Source organism: Microbacterium sp. Leaf203, assembly GCF_001421275.1.
Classification (GTDB): Bacteria; Actinomycetota; Actinomycetes; order Actinomycetales; family Microbacteriaceae; genus Microbacterium; species Microbacterium testaceum_A.
Genome location: NZ_LMKF01000022.1, coordinates 910,583 through 930,552, shown reverse-complemented (window position 1 = coordinate 930,552; position 19,970 = coordinate 910,583). Strand labels below are relative to the sequence as shown.

Sequence of the window (19,970 nt, the reverse complement as noted above, 5' to 3'; positions counted from 1 at the left end):
GCGTCGGTAGCATCGGCGTATGAGCNGCTCAAGCGACACGGGTTCCGCAAGAAGAGATACGTCTGGACGCGCGTCGGCGACGGTGTCGCACACACGGTCGACGTGCAGCGCAGCCACGGCAACACCGCCACCGGCGTGCGGTTCTACGTCAACGCGTCGGCATACGTGGCGGAGCTCGACCGCGCGATCGGACGCTCCGTCCCCGACGATCTCACCCGCGCGACAGCGCAGTACTCGACACGGTTCGAGGCCATCAGCGACTGGCCGAGCGATCGTGTCGACGTGGAGCGGGATGCCGATGCCCTCGGCACCGCGCTCCCGGCGGCGATCGAGCAGGTGGTGGCGCACCTCGACGCGATCACCGACGCGCCATCTCTCGCGCGCACTCTTCTCGACAACGGGTACGTCCTCGATGACGACCTCTTCGCCTGGTTCTGTGCGACCGGTCGCACCGACGACGCCCGCGCACAGTTCGTGGCGGCCCGCGACCGCTTCGGCGCCGAGGACCGGTGGCCCCGCCTCGCCGCACGGTTCGAAGAGGCAGCCCTGAAGTTCGGCACCCCTCTCCCCTGATCCCGGATGCCGTGCCCCGACGGATCGATGTCGGAGGCCCCGCGTAGCCTGGGCACATGGCATCCCGACGTCCCGCTACCGCCCCTGCTCCGTACCGGTGCACCGAGTGCGGATGGACGACGCTGAAGTGGGTCGGCCGCTGCGGCGAGTGCCAGTCCTGGGGCACGGTCGTGGAGGCCGCCGAGCAGACGGGGATCGTGCGCTCGATCGTCCCGGTGGCGCCGGGTGCCGCGCGAGCGGCGCGGCGCATCACCGAGATCGACACGCAAGACGCCCCGCGTCGCACGAGCGGAGTGGGAGAGTTCGACCGTGTGCTGGGCGGGGGCATCGTCCCCGGGGCGGCGATCCTGCTCAGCGGCGAGCCCGGCGTCGGCAAGTCGACGCTGCTGCTCGAGGTCGCGGCGAAGAGCGCGCACGCTGGTCGACGCGTGCTCTACGCGAGCGGCGAAGAGTCCGCCGCCCAGGTGCGCCTGCGCGCCGAGCGCACGGGCGCGCTCCACGACGAGTTGTTCCTGGCCTCCGAGACCGACCTGGCCACGATCCTCGGCCACGTCGACCAGGTCGAGCCCGGCCTGCTGATCGTCGACTCGGTGCAGACGATCTCCTCGGCCCACAGCGATGGAGCGGCGGGCCAGCCCGCGCAGGTGCGGGAGGTGGCATCCGCCCTCATCCGTGTCGCGAAGGAGCGCGGACTGCCGATCATCCTGGTCGGCCACGTGACCAAAGACGGTTCGATCGCAGGTCCCCGCATCCTCGAACACCTCGTCGACGTCGTCTGCCACTTCGAGGGCGACCGCCAGACGTCGCTGCGCTTCGTGCGTGCGCTCAAGAACCGCTTCGGACCGACGGACGAGGTCGGGTGCTTCGACATGACCGGCACCGGCATCGCCGAGGTCGCCGATCCGAGCGCGCTGTTCCTCGGTCACGGCGAACCCGAACCCGGCACGTGCGTCACCATCGCGATGGAGGGCCGGCGCGCTCTGCCCGTGGAAATTCAAGCCCTGGCCGTGCGCCAGACGGCTCCTAACCCGCGGCGCATCGTCAACGGCGTCGATTCCTCGCGCGTCGCGATGGTGCTCGCGGTGCTCGAGAGCCGCATGGGGCTCACGCTCTCCGACCGCGACGTCTACGTCTCCACCGTCGGCGGGGTGCGGTTGGTCGAACCCGCCGCCGACTTGGCGATCGCGATCGCCGTCGCCAACGCGGTGAAGAACCGCAAGGTCTCGAAGCGTCTCGCCGCCATCGGCGAACTCACCCTCACGGGCGAGATCCGTAACGTCACGCAGGCCGCCCAGCGCGCGTCCGAGGCCAAGCGCCTCGGGTACCACACGGTGCTCGACTCCTCGTCGCGCAAACTCGCGCAGGCGCTCAACGAGCTGCAGGTGCGCGGCATGCCGCGCGACGACAGCGAACCGGGGTTCTAACGGCGCGACCGGCGAGGGAGACGAACCTCAGGGATTCATCAACGGGTTCACGCGGGCGCGGACGGACGGGGCCGGCGGGGCGACTCGCCCTGCCCGGTCAGCGACCGGGAGGCGCCGACCGGCGACGGCGGTGCGGGGAGGTCATTCCCAGCACGGCGGGGATGACAAGTCCGGCGGCGCACACGGCACCGGCGATCAGGTACTCCATGGCTCCGAGTCTTACACGCGCCGCCCTCGCGCGCGAGTTCGCAGCGCCCGCTCTTGAACCGGCCCGCTGTTCAGGCGTCGAGGGCAGCGATCAGGTCGACGGGCGAAGCCTGGATTGGGTGCGGTCCCGCGATGTCGATGAACACGGTGGTGATGGCATCCTGATGCGTTCCGAGGAACGTGCGCAGCCACTGCGGTGACTGCAGGGCCACGTGCGGCGGCAGCGTCTCGGGCTTGTGCGCCGCGTCGCTGAAGAGCAACAGCGCCAGCTGGCCGGTATTCGGGTCGCGGTAGGTCCACACCTCGCCGACGCTGAGCGGGTTGTCGGCGTCGCCGGGGGTCATCAGCGGCACGACCGTCGGCCCGTGCCGCAGGGCGAAAGCGATCGCGGCCATGTCCTGCGTCTGCAGGGCGTCGACGAGCGCGGTGTTCCTGAAGTCCACGTCGAGCTTCTTCCCCTTGCGCTTCTTGCCTGCGGCCATCCTCCGAGCCTAATCGCGCGGGGCGCCGGGGCCGCATCGACGGTTCGGGCGGATCTCGCCGTTCGGGGCGCACGATCCTCGCCCCACAGCGCAGGACCCGCCCCGAACGCAGCCAGCGCGGCGCCAAGACCCCTGGTCCGCGCGGCCCCACGCGACCCCCTACGCCAGGAACCCCCGCAGCAACGCCTCGGATCCGGCGAGGTGGTCGCGCATCGCCGCGTGGGCGGCATCCGGTCTTCCGGCGAGGATCGCCGACACGATCGCCGCATGCTGCGAGGTCGAGTGTTCGATGTTGCGCGGCAGCAGCGGAAAGGTGTCGAGCCAGGCGTTCACCCGCGCGCGGTTGTCGGCCACGAGCGGAACGAGCGAGGGGATGCCGGCGAACTCCGCGATCGTGAGGTGCAGCAGGGTGTCGAGTCGGCGGTAGTCCTCCCCCTCGGCGAGCGCGGCCGCTTCGTGCCGCGCCCAGAGCACGTCGCGCTCCTCGGCCGACAGGGAGCGTCCCGCCGCAGCCCACGCCGCTCCGGGTTCGAGGACGCCGCGCAGGGCGATGACGTCCGACAGTTCGGCGGGTGAGACGACCGCCGGTTCCGACGGCCGCGGCACCGGGTCGACGACGAATGTGCCGCCGTAGCGACCGCGCCGGGTCTCGAGCCATCCGGCATCCGACAATTCCCGCAGAGCCTCGCGCACGGTGTCGCGGCTCACGCCGTACAGGGCGGCGAGTTCGCGTTCCGCGGGCAGCGACTCCCCCGGGGCGACGAGCCCGAGCCGAACGGTCTGCACGATGCGCGCGGTGGTGTCTTCGAGCGCGTTGCCGGTGCGCACGGGACGGTACACGGCCCGGCGCAGGTCGTCGAGCGGCGCGTCTGTCACCCTCTCAGCCTGTCACGTCACCGGTTCACAGGGGCGTGACGTACGCGTTGGTGATGCCCCCGTCGACCACGAAGGCCGTCGCGGTGATGAAGGACGCATCGTCGGATGCCAAGAAGGCCACGGCCGCGGCCATCTCTTCCGGCTCCGCGAACCGGCCCATCGGCACGTGCACGAGGCGGCGCTGCGCGCGCTCGGGGTCTTTCGCGAAGAGCTCCTGCAGGAGCGGGGTGTTGACGGGTCCCGGGCACAGCGCGTTGACGCGGATGCCCTGTCGCGCGAACTGCACGCCGAGCTCGCGGGTCATCGCGAGCACGCCGCCCTTCGATGCGGTGTACGAGATCTGCGAGGTCGCCGAGCCGAGCAGCGCGACGAACGAGGCGGTGTTGATGATCGACCCGCGACCGGCCGGCACCATGTGCCGCAGCGCCGCGCGCGAGCAGAGGTAGACGCTCTTCAGGTTGACGTCCTGCACCTTGTCCCACGCGGGGAGCTCGGTGGTCTCGATCGAGTCGTCGTCCGCGGGCGAGATGCCGGCGTTGTTGAAGGCGATGTCGACACTGCCGAGGTCGGCGGCGACGCCGTCGAAGAGGGCGTTCACGGAGTCCTCGTCGGCGACGTTCACCCGACGGAAGACACCGCCCACCTCGGCGGCGGCCGCCGTACCGGTGGTCTCGTCGAGGTCGGCGATCACGACGCGGGCGCCTTCGGCGGCGAAGCGGCGGGCGGTGGCGAGCCCGATGCCGCTGGCTCCTCCGGTGACGATGGCGACGCGGTCGCGCAGGCGCTGGGTGAGGTCGATGGTCATGGTGCGGTGGTTCCTTTCGAGCCGAACCTCGTCCCACTTATGGCTGGTTCAGAGCCTCTCGGGGAGCCATAAGTGGGACAAGGACCGTCATAAGTGGGACGAGGGGGTCGGGCGGCGGGCAGTCGGGAGAGGCGCGGTCACTCGGTCGCGTAGAAGACGTTCTTCGTCTCGGTGAAGTGCTCGGCGGCATCCGGTCCCAGTTCGCGGCCGAGACCCGAGGCCTTCATGCCGCCGAACGGGGTGGAGTACCGCACCGACGAGTGCGAGTTCACCGACAGCACCCCGCTGCGCACACCACGCGAGACACGGATGCCGCGACCCAGGTTCTCGGTCCAGATCGAGCCCGCGAGGCCGTACGCGGTGTCGTTCGCGAGGCGGATGGCATCCGCTTCATCGTCGAACGGCATGACCGCCAGGACGGGGCCGAACACCTCGTCGCGGGCGATCCGGTCGCCCGGCTGGGCGAGGACGACGGCGGGGGCGAACCAGAATCCGTCGCCCTCGGGAGCCGACCCGCGGAAGGCCACGTCGGCCCCGTCGAGGAATCCCTGGACGGAGGAGCGGTGGGATGCCGAGATCAGGGGCCCCATCTGGGTGTCCTCGTTCGTCGGGTCGCCGACCTTCCAGGCCGCGACCGCCGGTTCGAGCATCTCGAGGAAACGGTCGAAGACGCGACGCTCCACAAGGAGGCGGCTGCGCGCGCAGCAGTCCTGACCGGCGTTGTCGAACACCGAACCGGGGACGCCCGCGGCGGCCTTCTCGAGGTCGGCGTCGGCGAAGACGATGTTGGCGCTCTTGCCACCGAGCTCGAGGGTCACGGGTTTCAGCATGCGCGCGCACCCGGCGGCCACCTCGGTGCCCACCTCGGTCGACCCGGTGAAGACGACCTTGTGCACGTCGGGGTGCGAGACGAAGCGCTGACCCACGACCGATCCCGAGCCGACGACGACGGTGAAGAGCCCCTCCGGGAGCCCCGCCTCGAGCGCGAGCTCGCCGAGGCGGATCGCCGTCAGCGGCGTCAGTTCTGCGGGTTTGAGCACCACGGCGTTGCCCGCGGCGAGCGCGGGGGCGAAGCCCCACGCGGCGATCGTCATGGGGAAGTTCCACGGCACGATGATCCCGACCACGCCGTAGGGCTCGTGGGAGGTCACATCGAGTCCGCCGGCCACCGGGATCTGCGACCCGATCAGACGCTCGGGCGCACCGGCGTAGTAGTTGAGCACCTGGGCGACGTGCTGGGCCTCCCACCGGGCAGAGCCGATCGGGTGCCCGGAGTTCTTCACCTCGAGCGCGGCGAGCTCGTCGACGTGCGCCTCGACCACCCGGGCGAAGGCGCGCAGCGCGTCGGCTCGCGCGACGGGAGCCAGGGCCGCCCACGCGCGCTGCGCGCGGACGGCGCTCGCGACCGCCGCGTCCACGTGGTCGATCTCGGCGCGCTCGAGGGTCGTGATCGGCGATCCGGTCGAGGGGTCGATGACGGTGAAGGTGCTCATGCGGGAACTCCGTGGTGCTCGGGGGATTCAGGGACGCCGGGCCGGGACGCCCGGTATCGCGCCGCCGCGGCGACGAGTCCGAGGAAGAGCCGCCGGTCCTCGGCGTTCTCTTCCGGATGCCACTGCACGGCGACCAGGTAGTCGTCGCCGTCCACCTCGACGGCCTGCACGAGCCCGTCGTCGGTGCGCGCGGTGACGTGCAGGCCGTCGGCGACCCGGTCGACGCCCTGGTGGTGGTAGCTGTGGACGGTGAGCGCCCCGGCCCCGACAAGCCCGGCGAGCCGGGTGTCGGCATCCACTTCCACGACGTTCTCGGCGAAGACGCCGCCGCCGATGCGATACTTCTCGGTGCCGAGCGCCTCGGGCAGGTGCTGGTGCAGCGTGCCGCCCATCGCGACGTTGATCAGCTGTAGCCCCCGGCAGATCCCGAAGACCGGGATGCCGCGCTCCCGCGCCCCCGCCAGCAGCGCGATCTCCCACGCGTCGCGGTCGGCGCGAGCGGGGTCGGTCAGCGGGTGGCGTTCGGCACCGTACAGCTCGGGCTGCACGTCGAGGCCGCCGGTGAGGATGAGCCCGTCGAGCCCGTCGAGCACCGCGGCGGCCGCCTGCTCGGGCCGTGGCTGCGGCGGCAGCAGCACCGCGGTGGCGCCCGAGGCGGTCACAGCGTCGAAGTACTGCTGTGGGAGGAACGAGGCGCGCACGTCCCACACGCCCTGCTTCGCGCGCTCGAGGTAGGTGGTGAGCCCCACGACGGGGGTCCGTCTCGGATCAGAGGCGCTCGAAACCACGCACCCGCTCCCAATCGGTCACGGCGGCGTCGTAGGCCTCGACCTCGATGCGCGCCTGGTTCAGGTAGTGCTCCACGACCTCGTCGCCGAAGGCGGCGCGGGCGACCGTCGACTCCGAGAAGAGGCGCGCGGCCTCGCGCAGCGTCGTCGGCAGAGTGTCGACCCCGGCCGCGTAGGCGTTGCCGGTGAGGGGCGCCGGCAGCTCGAGCTCGTTCTCGATGCCGTGCAGGCCGCCCGCGATGATGGCCGAGATCGCGAGGTAGGGGTTCACGTCTCCCCCGGGCACGCGGTTCTCGACGCGCAGTGACGAACCATGACCGACCACGCGCAGGGCGCACGTGCGGTTGTCGACGCCCCAGGCCACCCCCGTCGGGGCGAACGAGCCCTTCGCGTAGCGCTTGTACGAGTTGATCGTGGGGGCGTAGAGCAGCGTGAACTCGCGCAGAGTCGACAGGATGCCGGCGATCCAGTGCCCCATGAGCGGGCTGAACCCGTGCTCGCCGTCACCCGCCATGACCGCCGCTCCGCCGTCGCCGCGAACGGAGAGGTGGATGTGGCAGCTGTTGCCCTCGCGCTCGTTGAACTTCGCCATGAACGTCAGCGACTTGCCGTGCCGGTCGGCGATCTCCTTGGCACCGTTCTTGTACAGGGTGTGATTGTCCGCGGTCTCGAGGGCCTCGGCGTAGCGGAAGGCGATCTCCTGCTGGCCGAAGTTGCACTCGCCCTTCACGCCCTCGCAGTACATGCCCGCTCCGTCCATGCCGAGGCGGATGTCGCGCAGCAGCGGCTCGAGCCGGGTGGTGGCGAGCAGGTTGTAGTCGACGTTGTAGTCGGTCGAGGGCGTGAGATTCGTGTATTCCTTCGCCCAGGCGTCGCGGAACGAGTCGTCGAAGACGATGAACTCGAGTTCCGTCCCGGCGTAGGCGGTGAGGCCGCGCTCCGCCAGGCGGGCACGCTGGGCGTTCAGGATGCCGCGGGGCGACTGACTGACATGCGCGCGGTCCTCCCACGCGAGGTCAGCGAAGACGAGAGCCGTCCCGGGCTGCCAGGGGATGCGGCGGAGCGTGTCGAGGTCGGGGACGAGCAGCATGTCGCCGTAGCCCTTCTCCCAGCTCGACATGGCGTACCCGTCGACGGTGTTGAGGTCGACGTCGACCGAGAGCAGGTAGTTGCAGGCCTCCGCGCCGTGGCCCCGTACCTCGTCGCGCCAGAATCGCGCGGCCACGCGCTTGCCGACGAGTCGACCCTGAGCGTCGGGGAAGGCCACGACGACGGTGTCGATCTCGCCCGCCTCGATCGCGGCATCCAATTCTTCGCTGCTGAGATTGCCCGCCATGGTCTCCCTCTCGCGGTGTCGACGCCCTCGCGTGCGGAGGACGTAACGAGGAACTTACACGGCAAAGGTAGACAGGTCGACCAATAGGAGGCCATGATTTCCCGCAAGGCGACCCCGAAGCCTGCCCGCATCCGTCTGGAGGTCCCATGTCCACCTCGAGCAACTCCCGTAAAAAGGTCGCCGGAGCCACCTATACGGCCACCGATGCCTCGTACTTCGAGAAACGCACCCTGAAACGCTCGGCCGGCGTCTGGGGCCTCTGGGGCCTCGCCGTCGCCGCGGTCATCTCGGGCGACTTCTCGGGCTGGAACTTCGGCATCGGCTTCGCCGGCTTCGGCGGCATGCTCATCGCCTTCGTCATCCTCGTGGTGATGTACTACGGGCTCACCTTTTCGATCGGCGAGATGGCGGCCGCCATGCCGCACACCGGTGGCGCCTACTCCTTCGCCCGATCGGCCATGGGGCCGTGGGGCGGCCTCGCGACCGGCCTCGCCGAGACGATCGAGTACGTCGCCACCACCGCGGTGGTGGTCTACTTCTCCGGCCAGTACGCCGACTCGGCCCTCGAGCTGCTGACGGGGGTGAGCCTGCCCGCTTTCGCCTGGTGGATCATCCTCTACGCGCTGTTCATCGCCCTCAACGCCGCGGGCGCGAACATCTCTTTCGGCTTCGCCATCGTGGTCTCGATCATCTCGATCGGCATCATCGTGATCTTCGGCGCGATGTCGCTCATGACGGGAGCCTTCGACGGGGGCTCACTGTGGAACATCGCCCCCACCGACGGCAACACCGAGTTCCTCCCCTTCGGCGTGGGATCGATCCTGCTGGCACTCCCCTTCGCGATGTGGTTCTTCCTCGGCATCGAGGAGCTCCCGCTCGCCGCCGAGGAGTCGCACGATCCCGCCCGCGACATCCCCCGCGCGGGGCTCTGGGCCCGCGGCACGCTCATCGTCACCGGTCTCATCGTGCTGTTCCTCAACACCGGAGTGCTCGGCGCCGACGCCACCGGCAGCTCGCTCGAGCCCCTCCTCGACGGTTTCCGCGCGATGGTCGGCGACCAGGCCGCGGCCCTCCTGTCGCTCCTCGCCCTCGTCGGGCTCCTGGCCTCGCTGATGGGCATCATGTTCGCCTACGGCCGCAACATGTACTCGCTCTCGCGCGCCGGGTACTACCCCCGCTGGCTCTCGCTCACCGGCGCGCGCAAGACCCCGTGGGTCGCCCTCGTCTTCGGCGCCGTGCTCGGCTTCGTCGCCCTCGTGGTGGTGCAGGCCGCGGGCGGCGACGCGAGCCCGGCCGGAGCGATCGTGCTCAACATCGCCGTGTGGGGCGCGGTGCTGGCGTACTTCCTGCAGATGGTGTCGTTCATCGTGCTCCGTCGGAAGTTCCCGAACGCCGTCCGCCCGTACAAGAGCCCGTGGGGGCTGTTCGGGGCGTACTCAGCGGCCATCATCGCCGCCGTGGTGTTCTTCGGCCTGCTGCTGAACCCCGCCTACCTGCTCGCGATCGTCGCGATCATCGTGGTCTACGCGGTGATCTTCGTGGCCTTCGCCGTCTACGGTCGTCACCGCCTCGTCCTCTCGCCCGAAGAGGAGTACGCCCTGTCCGGCGGGCTGCACGGCGACCCGCAGCAGGAGGGCTACGACGCCATGGAGGGCGAGGTGTTCGGCACGAAGCCCGGCTCCTGAGTCCGGGAACGACGAGGGGCGGATGCCACCGGCATCCGCCCCTCGTGATGTTCAGCGCAGGATGAACGACGCCGTCCCCGACGACGGGATGCCGCCGATCGAGACGCTCAGGTGATAGGTCGCTCCCCCGCCGGGGGCGTACGGCCGCTCCCCGCCGCAGGAGTTCACCGAGGAACGCGTACGGTCCCAGGTGAGCGGCGCGGAGCTCGTGACGACCTGGCCGGCGGCCAGCGTCACCTCCATGTCGCTCGGCTCGGCCTGGCAGTCCGTCGATCGCCACCACACGTCGGAGCCGCTCGTCACGGTGAACGACTGCGCGCTCGTACCGACGTTCATCGTGCACGGGGTCGCGCTGGTGTTGGTGAGCTTGATCGACAGCTGCGGATTCTCACCCTGCCCGTACTCGCTCTTGTCCGACAGCGCCGCCACGGTGATGTCGGACGCCGTGCATTCGACGGGCCCGGCGGGAGCGGTCGCCGTCGGCGACGCGGACGGAACGGCGGAGGGGGTCTCGGATGCCGCCGGCGCGGACGCGGACGCAGCGGCGGCAGGAGTGCTCGCAGCGGGAGCGGGGGGCGCCTCGGCGGTGGGGGCGGCACGCCACGGAGGAGCCGCCACGAGCCACACGACGAGGCCGATCACCAGCAGAGCCAGAAGCCCTGCGGCGAGACGACGACGACGGTAGACCGCCGGGGACTGCCTCCGCCTACGGGGGGCATCGGTCATACATCCAGGGTAGGCGGCGCGGCTGTGCGCTCGCGCCACGGCACGCTCAGGAGCGCGGGCTCACAGCTGCTTCAGCATCCGGGTGTTGCCCAGCGTGTTCGGCTTCACGTGCGCGAGATCGAGGAACTCGGCGACGCCCTCGTCGGGGCTGCGCACGAGCTGGGAGTACACGTCGGGATCGACGACCTGCTCGCCGATCTCGGAGAAGCCCCGGCGCGTGAAGAAGTCCACTTCGAAAGTCAGGCAGAACAGGCGCGAGACGCCGACCTCCCGCGCGCGCTCCTCAAGGGTCTCGACGATGGCCCGCCCGACGCCGTGGTGCAGCCAGTCATCGTGGACGATCAGGGTGCGGATCTCGCCCAGGTCCTCCCACATCACGTGCAGGGCCCCGCACCCGATGACCACGCCATCGGCCTCGGCGACGACGAACTGCTGCACCGATCCGTACAGCACGACCAGGTCCTTGCCCAGCAGGATGCGCTTCTGCACGTAGGGCTCGAGCAGTTCGTGGATGCGGCGGACGTCGGCGGTTCCGGCGGGGCGGACGACGAACGGCGCGGATGAGGTCATTCGACAAGCGTACGCCGCAACGACGAAGGGCCCGGATGCCGTGGCATCCGGGCCCTTCGTTCGCTATGCGATCAGTGGCCCGCGAGCGTGTCGGGGGTGGCGGCGATCTCGCCGGCCGTTCCGACACCGATCGCGACCTTCTCACCGCGCGGGCTGGTCTCGAACGAGAACTGGCCGTTCTCGACGCCGACCTTGACGTGGTCACCCGACTCGAGCTCGCCGTGCAGGATCTTCTCGCTGAGACGGTCCTCGACCTCGCGCTGCATGGCGCGGCGCAGGGGGCGCGCTCCGAGCGTCGGGTCGAACCCGATCTCGATGAGCTTGTCCTTCGCGTCGTCCGACAGTTCGACGGTCATGTCGCGATCCAGCAGGCGGTCGGCCAGACGCTTCACGAACAGGCCGACGATCTGACGGAGCTCGTCCTTGTTCAGCTGCGGGAAGACGATGACGTCGTCGACGCGATTGAGGAACTCGGGCTTGAAGTGACGCTTCAGCTCTTCGTCGACCTTGCCCTTCATCCGCTCGTACGAGGTCTGGGCGCTGCCCTCGACCTGGAAGCCGACGGGACCACCGGCGATCGCCGACGAACCGAGGTTCGTGGTCATGATGATGACCGTGTTCTTGAAGTCGATGACGCGACCCTGACCATCGGTCAGGCGACCCTCTTCGAGGATCTGCAGCAGCGAGTTGAAGATGTCGGGGTGGGCCTTCTCGATCTCGTCGAAGAGCACGACCGAGAACGGCTTGCGGCGCACCTTCTCGGTGAGCTGGCCGCCCTCTTCGAACCCGACGAATCCGGGAGGGGCACCGAACAGACGCGAGACGGTGTGCTTCTCACCGAACTCCGACATGTCGAGCGAGATCAGCGCGCCCTCGTCGTCGAAGAGGAACTCGGCGAGCGCCTTGGCGAGCTCGGTCTTTCCCACACCGGTCGGGCCGGCGAAGATGAACGAGCCCGAGGGACGCTTGGGGTCCTTGAGGCCCGCGCGCTGACGACGGATCGTGCGCGAGAGGGCCGCGATCGCCTCTTCCTGGCCGATGACCCGCTGGTGCAGGGCCTTCTCCATGAACATGAGGCGGCTGGACTCCTCCTCGGTGAGCTTGAACACCGGGATGCCGGTCGCCTGGGCGAGCACCTCGGCGATCAGACCCTCGTCGACGACCGCGTGGGAGGCGACGTCGCCCGAGCGCCACTGCTTCTCGAGGCGCAGACGCTCGGCGAGGAGCGACTTCTCCTCATCACGCAGGGCGGCGGCCTTCTCGAAGTCCTGCTCCTCGGAGGCCTGCTCCTTCTGCTCGCGGACCTTCGCGATCTTCTCGTCGAACTCGCGCAGCTCCGGCGGGCTCGACAGGATCGACAGGCGCAGGCGGGCGCCGGCCTCGTCGATCAGGTCGATGGCCTTGTCGGGCAGGAACCGGTCGCTGATGTAGCGGTCGGCGAGGTTCGCCGCGGCCACGATCGCGCCGTCGGTGATCTGCACCTTGTGGTGCGCCTCGTAGCGGTCGCGCAGGCCCTTCAGGATGTTGATCGCGTGGGGGAGGCTCGGCTCGGCCACCTGGATCGGCTGGAAGCGGCGCTCGAGAGCGGCGTCCTTCTCGAAGTGCTTGCGGTACTCGTCGAGCGTGGTGGCACCGATGGTCTGGAGCTCACCGCGGGCGAGGAGGGGCTTGAGGATCGACGCGGCGTCGATCGCACCCTCGGCGGCACCCGCACCCACGAGAGTGTGGATCTCGTCGATGAAGACGATGATGTCGCCGCGCGTGCGGATCTCTTTCGTGACCTTCTTCAGACGCTCTTCGAAGTCACCGCGGTAGCGGGATCCGGCGATGAGCGAACCGAGGTCGAGCGAGTAGACCTGCTTGTCCTTCAGCGTCTCGGGCACATCGCCCTTGACGATGGCCTGGGCGAGGCCCTCGACGACAGCGGTCTTGCCGACGCCGGGCTCGCCGATGAGGACGGGGTTGTTCTTCGAGCGGCGCGAAAGGATCTGCATCACGCGCTCGATCTCTTTCTCGCGCCCGATGACGGGGTCGAGCTTGTTGTCTCGCGCGGCTTGCGTGAGGTTGCGCCCGAACTGGTCGAGCACGGCCGATCCACCCTGGGCAGCGCCCTGGGTCTGCTCGCCGGCACCCGAGGCGACGCCCGCGGGCTCCTTGCCCTGGTAGCCCGAGAGCAACTGGATGACCTGCTGGCGGACCTTGTTGAGGTCGGCGCCGAGCTTGACGAGCACCTGGGCGGCAACGCCCTCACCCTCGCGGATGAGGCCGAGCAGGATGTGCTCGGTGCCGATGTAGTTGTGACCGAGCTGCAGCGCCTCGCGCAGAGACAGCTCGAGGACCTTCTTCGCACGCGGCGTGAAGGGGATGTGGCCGGTCGGCTGCTGCTGCCCCTGGCCGATGATGTCCTGCACCTGCTCGCGGACGGCATCGAGGGAGATGCCCAGCGACTCGAGCGCCTTGGCAGCCACGCCCTCACCCTCGTGGATGAGGCCCAGAAGGATGTGCTCGGTGCCGATGTAGTTGTGGTTCAGCATCTTCGCCTCTTCTTGGGCGAGCACCACCACACGACGAGCACGATCGGTGAATCTTTCGAACATCCTCAGTCCCTCCAAAAATGGGCTGACAGGCACGCCTCCGCGCGCCGTACATCGAGAGTAACCAGCGGCCGGATGCCAGAGCCCCGTGTTCGCCGTGGGCATACCGTCTGCGCGCTCGACCTTGCGGAACACATCGACAGTCGTTACCTTATCGACAACCGATAACAACGATCATCGATAAGGAGCGATCATGGCTTCCCCCCGACCTCCCCGCGTCCTCTCCCGCGGCGACACGATCGGCTTCGTGCTTTTCCTCATCGGAGGAGTGGCGATCGCCGTCGCCGCAGTGGTGCAGTCCGTCGTCGCCATCGCGCAGGTCCTACCCAACCGCGACATCACCCTTCTCGCGCCCTTCGTCGCCACCGAGGCGCAGGCGCCGCTCGGGCCCGACGGAGCACCGGTCGCCGTGCAGCTCGATTCCGCGTCGGTGACGGTGGCCTCACTTCAACCCGCGGCGCTCGGCGCGCTCGTCATCAGCCACGTGTTGGTCGCGGTCGCGATGGTGACGGTGGTGACCCTGCTCCTCATCCTGTGCTTCGGCATCCTGCGGGGGCGGATCTTCTCGCGTGCCCACACGGCGCTCGTCACGGCGGCGGGCCTCGTCGCCATCGCCGGCATGTACTTCGTTCCGTTCTTCCACAACATGGCCGTGAACGGCGCCCTGGCGCTGTTGTCCGACGGGACGTACGATCGCGCCGTCGTCGGAACGGTCGATCTCTTGTCCATCTTCGGCGTCGCCTTCGTCGTCGCGCTCGCGGGCACCGCCTTCGCGGTCGGTGACCGCCTGCAGCGCGACACCGAGGGTCTCGTATGACCCCGGCGGCGACGGATGACGGGCCCACCGGCATCCACTGTCGTCTCGACGAGCTTCTGGAAGCGCGCGGCATGACGCTGACCCGCCTGAGCGAACTCGTCGGAGTCTCGGTGGTCAACCTGTCGGTGCTGAAGAACGATCGTGCCCGGGCGATCCGCTATTCGACGCTGTCCGCGATCTGCCGCGTGCTCGAGTGCGAGGTGGGCGAGCTTCTCGTCGCCGAGCGCTGACCACGTTCGCCCCCCCCGCCCCACGAGCGGGGGTGCGGCCGTCAGCGGGAGCCGAGCACGGGGATGGGGTCGCCGGCGTCGACGTTCCCGCCGGTGAGGACGAGCGACACCGCGCCCGACCCGGCCTCTCGACCGATGTCGGCGAGAGTGACGCGGGGCGCGAGATCCATCGTGCAGACCTGGTCGGACGGCGGCGTCGCGAACTGGATCTCGACGTTCGGGCCGGCCGCGGTGACCGCCTCGACCGAGGGCACGCAGGTCGAGCTGCCGTACGTGATGATGGCGACCAGGGAGTCGTTCACCCAGCCCGCCGACGGGGTGAATTCCGCGGGGGCGGCGGGAACGGAGCCCAGCCCGGCGAGCATCACCTTGCCCCGGGCGACACCCGTCACCGTGAGGGCGAGGCCCGCACTCGGGTCGACGCCCGCGGGCACGTTCATGAGTGTCGCGCGCGGAGCCAGGTCGCGCGTGCAGTCCTGTCGTGGCGACTCGGCGAGGTCGACCGTCACCGTGGATCCGCTGACGGTCGGCTCGCCGCTCAGCACCGGCGGGCACGAAGAGCTGCCGGTGGTGACCAGGGCGATGGCACGGCCGCCGCTGACCCACGCGGCGCCGAGTTCGCTCGCGGGCGCGGAGGCGGTGGCATCCGGAGTCGGAGCCATCCCCTCGGGAGCCGGGGCACCGGTGGCGCAGCCGGTGAGGGCTCCAGCGGCGATGAGGGACGCGCCGATCATTCCGATGACGGCGAGACGGTGACGTGACATGCGGACCTCCGGGGGCGAGTTGAGCCCATGATGTCGGAGATACCTGGATGCCGGCGGCGAGGGCCGCGGCGCGTCACTGCAACGCGGAGGTGAGGCGCGCCAGGTTGTCGAGGATCGTCGAGCGCAGGGGCTGCCGACGCCACTCCTCGATCGTGAGCTGGCGGCTCAGGGTGCGGTACGCGCCCTCGACTTCGCGCATGTCGCGGACGAACTCTTCGCCGCGGACCAAGAGCGACACCTCGAGGTTCAGACCGAAGGAGCGCATGTCCATGTTGCTCGAGCCGATGACCGCGACCTCGTCGTCGATCGTGACGCTCTTGCTGTGCAGGATGTACGGCTTGCGGTACATCCAGATCGTGACGCCCGCGTGCAGGAGAGCCTCGTAATAGCTCCGCTGCGCGTGGTAGACCATCGCCTGGTCGCCCTCTTCCGAGACGAAGAGCTCGACGTGCACGCCGCGCTGGCAGGCGGTGGTGATCGCGAGCAGCAGAGCCTCGTCGGGCACGAAGTAGGGGCTGACGATGATGATGCGCTCTTTGGCCGCGAAGAGCAGGCCCAGGAAGAGCTTGAGGTTGTTCTGGAAATCGAAGCCGGGGCCGGAGGGCACCACCTGGCAGTCGAGGTCTCCCGGACCCGACGTCACGCTGAACAGATCGATCTCGTCACGCAGGGTCTCGTCGGTCTCGCTGTACCAGTCCGACAGGAAGACGGCGTTGATGCTCGCGACGACCGGGCCCTCGACGCGCACCATCAGATCGACCCAGTGCAGGCCGCGGCGGATGTTCTTGCGGAGGTTGTACGACGAGTCGGTGACGTTCTGCGATCCCATGTACGCCACGTCGCCGTCGATCACGAGCAGCTTGCGGTGGTTGCGGAGATCGGGTCGCTGGTAGCGCCCTCGCAGCGGCTGCACGGGGAGCATGAGGTGCCAGTGCGCCCCCATCGCGTCGAGCCGGCGCAGCGTCTGCTTGTAGAAGGGCTTTCCGCGGTTGGCCCAGTGGTCGAGGAGCACGCGGACCACGACGCCGCGCTCCGCGGCCTCTTCGAGGGCGCGGAAGAAGTTGTCCGTCGAGTCGTCGGACTGCAGGATGTAGAACTCGACGTGGATGTAGCGCTGAGCCCGACGGATCGCCTCGGCCATGGCATCCAGGCTCTGCTGGTAATCGGCGATGAGGGTCGCGGCGTTGTCTCCCGCGATCGGCATGGCACCGAGGTTGCGGTTGAGCTGCACGAGGGCGCGGAACCACTGCGGAGCGTTGGGCCGGAGTGTGCCGAACTCGAGCGACGCGCTCGTGTCGTGGATGTACTCGTTGATCGCGGCCTGCTTGCGCCGGCGCTTGCGGGGCAGCCGCGGATTGCCGATGAGCAGGAACAGGAAGACCCCGACGAAGGGGATGAAGTAGATCGCGAGCAACCACGCCATCGCCGCGGTCGGGCGACGGTTTCGCGGAACGATGATGATCGCGGCGATGCGCACGACCAGGTCGACGATGAAGAGCGTGATGACGAGCCAGCTCGCGTCGAACGTGGCGTTGATCACGGGTCCTCCTGGGCGGGTTGTGGACCCAGCGTAGCGACGGCCTCCGACAGAGGCCGTGCGATCGTCAGTTCGCGGGACCGTCGCCGGTGCGGACGACCGGCGGGAGGCCGCGCTTTGCGCGCTCCTCGGCCTCGATACGGGCGTAGGCCTTGCGCTCGGTCCGGTCCATCCGGATGACGTTGCGGAGGATGAAGAAGAACACCACGGACACCACGAGGGTCGGCAGGATCGCCCACAGCATCGCGGTCCAGGTTTCGTCCATGCTCCGAGAATACCCGCGCTGCCTGGGCGCGCGGTTCGCGCGGGCTCCTCCACAAGCAGTGGATATGCGGATTCATCCACCGTCGAGCTATTCCGCCCGGCGCGAGCCCCGCCCGCCCGGCCACTCTCGAGGCATGACACCCACCGTCGTCTCCGCCACCTCGTCCTCCGCGTTCCTCGCTCTCGTCCCGCATCTGCTCGAATGCACCCCGCGCGAGAGTCTCGTGCTCGTCCCGTTCGCCGAGTCGCGTTCCCTCGGCGCCATGCGCGTCGACCTCCCGGCCGCCGACGACGCCTCCGCGAACGAGAGCGTCGCCTCGACCGTGATCGGTATGGCCTGCAAGGTCGCCCGGACCGATGCCGTGGCGATCGTCGTCTATGCCGACGAGGTCCTCGCCGACCTTCCGGCGGCGCCCCACCGCGCGCTCGTCGATGCGGCGATGGGGCGAGCGGAGATCTGCGGCCTCCGCGTCGTCGACGCCCTCGTCGTCGGTTCGGACGGATGGGACAGCTACGTGTCCCCCTCGTCGTCGATGCCGCACCCGTTGAGCGACATCGCGGCGCACACGCTCGCGGAGCCGACCGGCCCGGTCGTCGACGACCAGTTCGCCGCCGCCGAGCTTCCGCCGCTCGACGCCGCCGTCTCTCGGCGGGTGATCACCGACCTCCGCGCGATCGAGCGCGTGCTCGGAGGCCCGCAGGAACGCCGTAAGCTTCCCCCGCTGAAGCGTGCGGCGACCGGAGATCCGGCCACCGTGGCGCTCGCGGATCCGCCGGTCCTGATCGAGGACGCCCTGGCAACGCCGCCCGAAGAACTCGACCCCGCGCAGCTCGCCGCCCTCGCCTTCTGCCTCGCCCGACCGTCGCTACGCGATGTCGCGTTGATGCAGTGGGTGGCGGATCTCGCCACGGGTGATGCGGTTCTGCAGGCGCAGACCGCTTTCCACCGTGGCAAGCCGTTCCCCGACGACCTCGCCCGGCCGATGTGGGGAGAAGGCGCCCTCCCCGACCCCGACCGCCTTCGACGAGCGCTCGAACTGTGCCGCCGAGTCGCGTCCGTCCTCCCCCGGGAGCGTCGCCCTGGCCCGCTGTCGGCGTGCGCGTGGCTCGCGTGGGCGACCGGTCGCTCCTCTCACGCCGTCCTGTACGCCGAGACGGCTCTCGAGATCGACCCCGACCACGGGCTCAGCGCCCTCATGCTCGACGTCATCGACGCCGGGCGCCTCCCGGAGTGGGTGTTCGAGCGGTCTACTTCACGAGCGGGAACAGGATCGTCTCGCGAATACCCAGGCCCGTGATGGCCATGAGCAGACGGTCGATTCCCATCCCCATGCCACCGGTGGGCGGCATCCCGTGCTCGAGCGCGCGCAGGAACTCCTCGTCGATCGGCATGGCCTCGACGTCTCCGCGCGCGGCGAGCTTCGCCTGCTCGGTGAAGCGGTGACGCTGGATCACGGGGTCGACCAGCTCGGAGTAGCCCGTGGCGAGCTCGAATCCGCGCACGTACAGATCCCACTTCTCGACGACGCCCGGGATCGAGCGATGCTCGCGCACGAGCGGGCTGGTGTCGACGGGGAAGTCCATGACGAAGGTGGGGCGGGTGAGACGGCCCTTCACGAAGTGCTCCCACAGCTCCTCGACCCACTTGCCGTGGGTCTCCTGGGGCGGGGCGTCGACTCCCTCTTCTGCTCCGAGCGCGCGGAGGTCCTCGACCGAGGTGTCGGGGGTGATGGACCGGCCGCAGGCGGCGGACAGAGAGTCGTACATCGAGATGCGGTCCCACTCGCCGCCGAGGTCGTACTCGGTGCCGTCCGCCCACGTGACCGTGGTCGACCCGGCCACCGCGACGGCGGCGTCCTGGATGAGGGTCTGCGTGAGGTCGGCGATGCCGTTGTAGTCGGTGTAGGCCTGGTAGGCCTCGAGCATCGCGAACTCGGGGCTGTGGGTGGTGTCCGCGCCCTCGTTGCGGAAGTTGCGGTTGATCTCGTAGACCCGGTCGATACCGCCGACCACGGCGCGCTTCAGGTACAGCTCGGGCGCGATGCGCAGGAAGAGCTCGGTGTCGAAGGCGTTCGAGTGCGTGGTGAAGGGGCGGGCGCTCGCGCCGCCGTGCTGCACCTGCAGCATCGGCGTCTCGACCTCGACGAAGTCGCGCTCGGTGAAGGTGCGGCGCAGGCTCGCGTTGACCTTCGCGCGGGCCAGCACGGTCTCGCGGGCGCGATCGCGCACGATGAGGTCGAGGAAGCGGCTGCGGACGCGACTCTCTTCGCTGAGCTCGGTGTGGAGGTTGGGGAGGGGCAGGACGGCCTTCGCCGCGATGGTCCACTCGGCGACCATGATCGACAGCTCGCCGCGGCGGCTCGAGATGACCTCACCTGAGACGAAGACGTGGTCGCCCAGGTCGACGAGCTCCTTCCACGCCTGGAGCGACTCCTCGCCGACGCTCGCGAGCGAGACCATGGCCTGGATGCGGCTTCCGTCGCCGGACTGCAGCGACGCGAAGCAGAGCTTGCCGGTGTTGCGGCTGAACACCACGCGCCCGGCGACCCCGGCCGTCTCACCGGTCTCGGCCCCGGCTTCGAGATCGCCGAAGCGCGCGCGCAGCTCGGGGATCGTCGTCGTGATGGGCACGGCCACCGGGTAGGGACCGCCGGCGGCGTCGGAGCGTTCCGCGAGCAGACGCTCGCGCTTGGCCAGGCGCACCGCCTTCTGTTCGAAGACCTCGTCTTCGGTCGGTTCGGCGGCGTCGTTCGCGGGCGCGTCGGTCATCAGGAAGGCTCCTCGGGGTCTCCCCCAGTC

General features: G+C 69.5%; 19 protein-coding genes. 6 read left to right on the top strand and 13 right to left on the bottom strand.

Annotation, left to right across the window (positions count from 1 at the left end; genetic code table 11):
* Positions 1-26: 26 nt before the first annotated feature.
* Together ASE56_RS18030 and radA are read left to right on the top strand one after the other, a co-directional pair.
* The coding region (locus ASE56_RS18030; protein WP_369110951.1) for a DUF4304 domain-containing protein at positions 27-573 on the top strand (547 nt) is incomplete at its 5' end.
* Positions 574-629: 56 nt separating this feature from the next.
* Complete coding sequence (gene radA, locus ASE56_RS05495; protein ID WP_056226029.1) at positions 630-1,997, top strand: DNA repair protein RadA; 1,368 nt, start codon at positions 630-632, stop codon at positions 1,995-1,997.
* Between the two features lie 278 nt (positions 1,998-2,275).
* On the opposite strand, the gene ASE56_RS05490 is transcribed toward radA, so the two are convergent.
* From ASE56_RS05490 to ASE56_RS05465, 6 genes are all read right to left on the bottom strand, one after another.
* Positions 2,276-2,686 (bottom strand): hypothetical protein, encoded by a 411-nt coding sequence (locus ASE56_RS05490; protein WP_056226026.1) that lies wholly within the window; start codon positions 2,684-2,686, stop codon positions 2,276-2,278.
* A gap of 159 nt (positions 2,687-2,845) precedes the next feature.
* Complete coding sequence (locus ASE56_RS05485; RefSeq protein WP_056226024.1) at positions 2,846-3,562, bottom strand: FadR/GntR family transcriptional regulator; 717 nt, start codon at positions 3,560-3,562, stop codon at positions 2,846-2,848.
* Between the two features lie 25 nt (positions 3,563-3,587).
* Positions 3,588-4,367, bottom strand: a complete 780-nt coding sequence (locus ASE56_RS05480) for a 3-oxoacyl-ACP reductase (protein ID WP_056226022.1) — start codon at positions 4,365-4,367, stop codon at positions 3,588-3,590.
* 137 nt (positions 4,368-4,504) lie between these two features.
* Complete coding sequence (locus tag ASE56_RS05475) at positions 4,505-5,860, bottom strand: aldehyde dehydrogenase (RefSeq protein ID WP_056226019.1); 1,356 nt, start codon at positions 5,858-5,860, stop codon at positions 4,505-4,507.
* Positions 5,857-6,648 carry a gamma-glutamyl-gamma-aminobutyrate hydrolase family protein gene (locus ASE56_RS05470; protein ID WP_056226016.1) on the bottom strand — a complete coding sequence of 264 codons (792 nt, stop codon included), beginning with the start codon at positions 6,646-6,648 and terminating at the stop codon, positions 5,857-5,859. The genes ASE56_RS05475 and ASE56_RS05470 overlap by 4 nt, the downstream gene beginning before the upstream one ends.
* Positions 6,629-7,984 carry a glutamine synthetase family protein gene (locus tag ASE56_RS05465; protein WP_056226014.1) on the bottom strand — a complete coding sequence of 452 codons (1,356 nt, stop codon included), beginning with the start codon at positions 7,982-7,984 and terminating at the stop codon, positions 6,629-6,631. The genes ASE56_RS05470 and ASE56_RS05465 overlap by 20 nt, the downstream gene beginning before the upstream one ends.
* A 146-nt stretch (positions 7,985-8,130) precedes the next feature.
* Here ASE56_RS05465 and ASE56_RS05460 point away from each other — a divergent pair, with 146 nt between their 5' ends.
* Positions 8,131-9,669 (top strand): amino acid permease, encoded by a 1,539-nt coding sequence (locus ASE56_RS05460; protein ID WP_056226010.1) that lies wholly within the window; start codon positions 8,131-8,133, stop codon positions 9,667-9,669.
* 51 nt (positions 9,670-9,720) lie between these two features.
* Here ASE56_RS05460 and ASE56_RS05455 read toward each other — a convergent pair whose 3' ends face one another.
* From ASE56_RS05455 to ASE56_RS05445, 3 genes are all read right to left on the bottom strand, one after another.
* Entirely contained in the window at positions 9,721-10,395 is a 675-nt protein-coding gene (locus tag ASE56_RS05455) for a hypothetical protein (protein WP_200914129.1), read from the bottom strand.
* 60 nt (positions 10,396-10,455) lie between these two features.
* Positions 10,456-10,965, bottom strand: a complete 510-nt coding sequence (locus ASE56_RS05450; protein WP_056226007.1) for an amino-acid N-acetyltransferase — start codon at positions 10,963-10,965, stop codon at positions 10,456-10,458.
* Positions 10,966-11,036: 71 nt separating this feature from the next.
* Complete coding sequence (locus tag ASE56_RS05445) at positions 11,037-13,562, bottom strand: ATP-dependent Clp protease ATP-binding subunit (RefSeq protein WP_056226003.1); 2,526 nt, start codon at positions 13,560-13,562, stop codon at positions 11,037-11,039.
* Positions 13,563-13,752: 190 nt separating this feature from the next.
* Between ASE56_RS05445 and ASE56_RS05440 the strand changes: the two genes are divergently transcribed.
* Together ASE56_RS05440 and ASE56_RS05435 are read left to right on the top strand one after the other, a co-directional pair.
* Positions 13,753-14,376, top strand: a complete 624-nt coding sequence (locus tag ASE56_RS05440; protein WP_056225999.1) for a hypothetical protein — start codon at positions 13,753-13,755, stop codon at positions 14,374-14,376.
* A complete protein-coding gene (locus ASE56_RS05435; RefSeq protein WP_056225996.1) occupies positions 14,373-14,606 on the top strand; it encodes a helix-turn-helix transcriptional regulator in 234 nt (77 codons plus the stop codon). Before ASE56_RS05440 ends, ASE56_RS05435 begins: the two co-directional genes overlap by 4 nt.
* Positions 14,607-14,647: 41 nt before the next feature.
* Here ASE56_RS05435 and ASE56_RS05430 read toward each other — a convergent pair whose 3' ends face one another.
* The 3 genes from ASE56_RS05430 to ASE56_RS05420 form a co-directional block, all read right to left on the bottom strand.
* The gene (locus ASE56_RS05430) at positions 14,648-15,370 is read right to left on the bottom strand and encodes a hypothetical protein (protein ID WP_056225994.1); all 723 of its coding nucleotides are present in this window, start codon (positions 15,368-15,370) and stop codon (positions 14,648-14,650) included.
* A 73-nt stretch (positions 15,371-15,443) separates the two neighbouring features.
* Positions 15,444-16,910, bottom strand: coding sequence for a cardiolipin synthase (cls, locus tag ASE56_RS05425; protein WP_056225989.1), 1,467 nt, complete (start codon positions 16,908-16,910; stop codon positions 15,444-15,446).
* 64 nt (positions 16,911-16,974) lie between these two features.
* Positions 16,975-17,172: a hypothetical protein gene (locus tag ASE56_RS05420; RefSeq protein WP_056225986.1), complete on the bottom strand. Its 198-nt coding sequence runs from the start codon at positions 17,170-17,172 to the stop codon at positions 16,975-16,977.
* Between the two features lie 133 nt (positions 17,173-17,305).
* Between ASE56_RS05420 and ASE56_RS05415 the strand changes: the two genes are divergently transcribed.
* Positions 17,306-18,469 carry a DUF4192 family protein gene (locus ASE56_RS05415; protein WP_056225984.1) on the top strand — a complete coding sequence of 388 codons (1,164 nt, stop codon included), beginning with the start codon at positions 17,306-17,308 and terminating at the stop codon, positions 18,467-18,469.
* Here ASE56_RS05415 and lysS read toward each other — a convergent pair.
* Positions 18,420-19,940: a lysine--tRNA ligase gene (gene lysS / locus ASE56_RS05410; protein ID WP_056225982.1), complete on the bottom strand. Its 1,521-nt coding sequence runs from the start codon at positions 19,938-19,940 to the stop codon at positions 18,420-18,422. The genes ASE56_RS05415 and lysS overlap by 50 nt on opposite strands.
* Between the last annotated feature and the right edge of the window lie 30 nt (positions 19,941-19,970).

Excerpts from the sequence above, each read along its gene's own strand:
- ASE56_RS05465 (WP_056226014.1), bottom strand. The coding sequence starts at position 7,984 with ATGGCGGGCAATCTCAGCAGCGAAGAATTGGATGCCGCGATCGAGGCG.
- ASE56_RS05475 (WP_056226019.1), bottom strand. The coding sequence starts at position 5,860 with ATGAGCACCTTCACCGTCATCGACCCCTCGACCGGATCGCCGATCACG.
- radA (WP_056226029.1), top strand. The coding sequence starts at position 630 with ATGGCATCCCGACGTCCCGCTACCGCCCCTGCTCCGTACCGGTGCACC.
- ASE56_RS05440 (WP_056225999.1), top strand. The coding sequence starts at position 13,753 with ATGGCTTCCCCCCGACCTCCCCGCGTCCTCTCCCGCGGCGACACGATC.
- ASE56_RS05490 (WP_056226026.1), bottom strand. The coding sequence starts at position 2,686 with ATGGCCGCAGGCAAGAAGCGCAAGGGGAAGAAGCTCGACGTGGACTTC.
- ASE56_RS05445 (WP_056226003.1), bottom strand. The coding sequence starts at position 13,562 with ATGTTCGAAAGATTCACCGATCGTGCTCGTCGTGTGGTGGTGCTCGCC.
- ASE56_RS05415 (WP_056225984.1), top strand. The coding sequence starts at position 17,306 with ATGACACCCACCGTCGTCTCCGCCACCTCGTCCTCCGCGTTCCTCGCT.
- ASE56_RS05420 (WP_056225986.1), bottom strand. The coding sequence starts at position 17,172 with ATGGACGAAACCTGGACCGCGATGCTGTGGGCGATCCTGCCGACCCTC.
- ASE56_RS05460 (WP_056226010.1), top strand. The coding sequence starts at position 8,131 with ATGTCCACCTCGAGCAACTCCCGTAAAAAGGTCGCCGGAGCCACCTAT.
- ASE56_RS05450 (WP_056226007.1), bottom strand. The coding sequence starts at position 10,965 with ATGACCTCATCCGCGCCGTTCGTCGTCCGCCCCGCCGGAACCGCCGAC.
- ASE56_RS05480 (WP_056226022.1), bottom strand. The coding sequence starts at position 4,367 with ATGACCATCGACCTCACCCAGCGCCTGCGCGACCGCGTCGCCATCGTC.
- ASE56_RS05430 (WP_056225994.1), bottom strand. The coding sequence starts at position 15,370 with ATGTCACGTCACCGTCTCGCCGTCATCGGAATGATCGGCGCGTCCCTC.
- lysS (WP_056225982.1), bottom strand. The coding sequence starts at position 19,940 with ATGACCGACGCGCCCGCGAACGACGCCGCCGAACCGACCGAAGACGAG.
- ASE56_RS05455 (WP_200914129.1), bottom strand. The coding sequence starts at position 10,395 with ATGACCGATGCCCCCCGTAGGCGGAGGCAGTCCCCGGCGGTCTACCGT.
- ASE56_RS05435 (WP_056225996.1), top strand. The coding sequence starts at position 14,373 with ATGACCCCGGCGGCGACGGATGACGGGCCCACCGGCATCCACTGTCGT.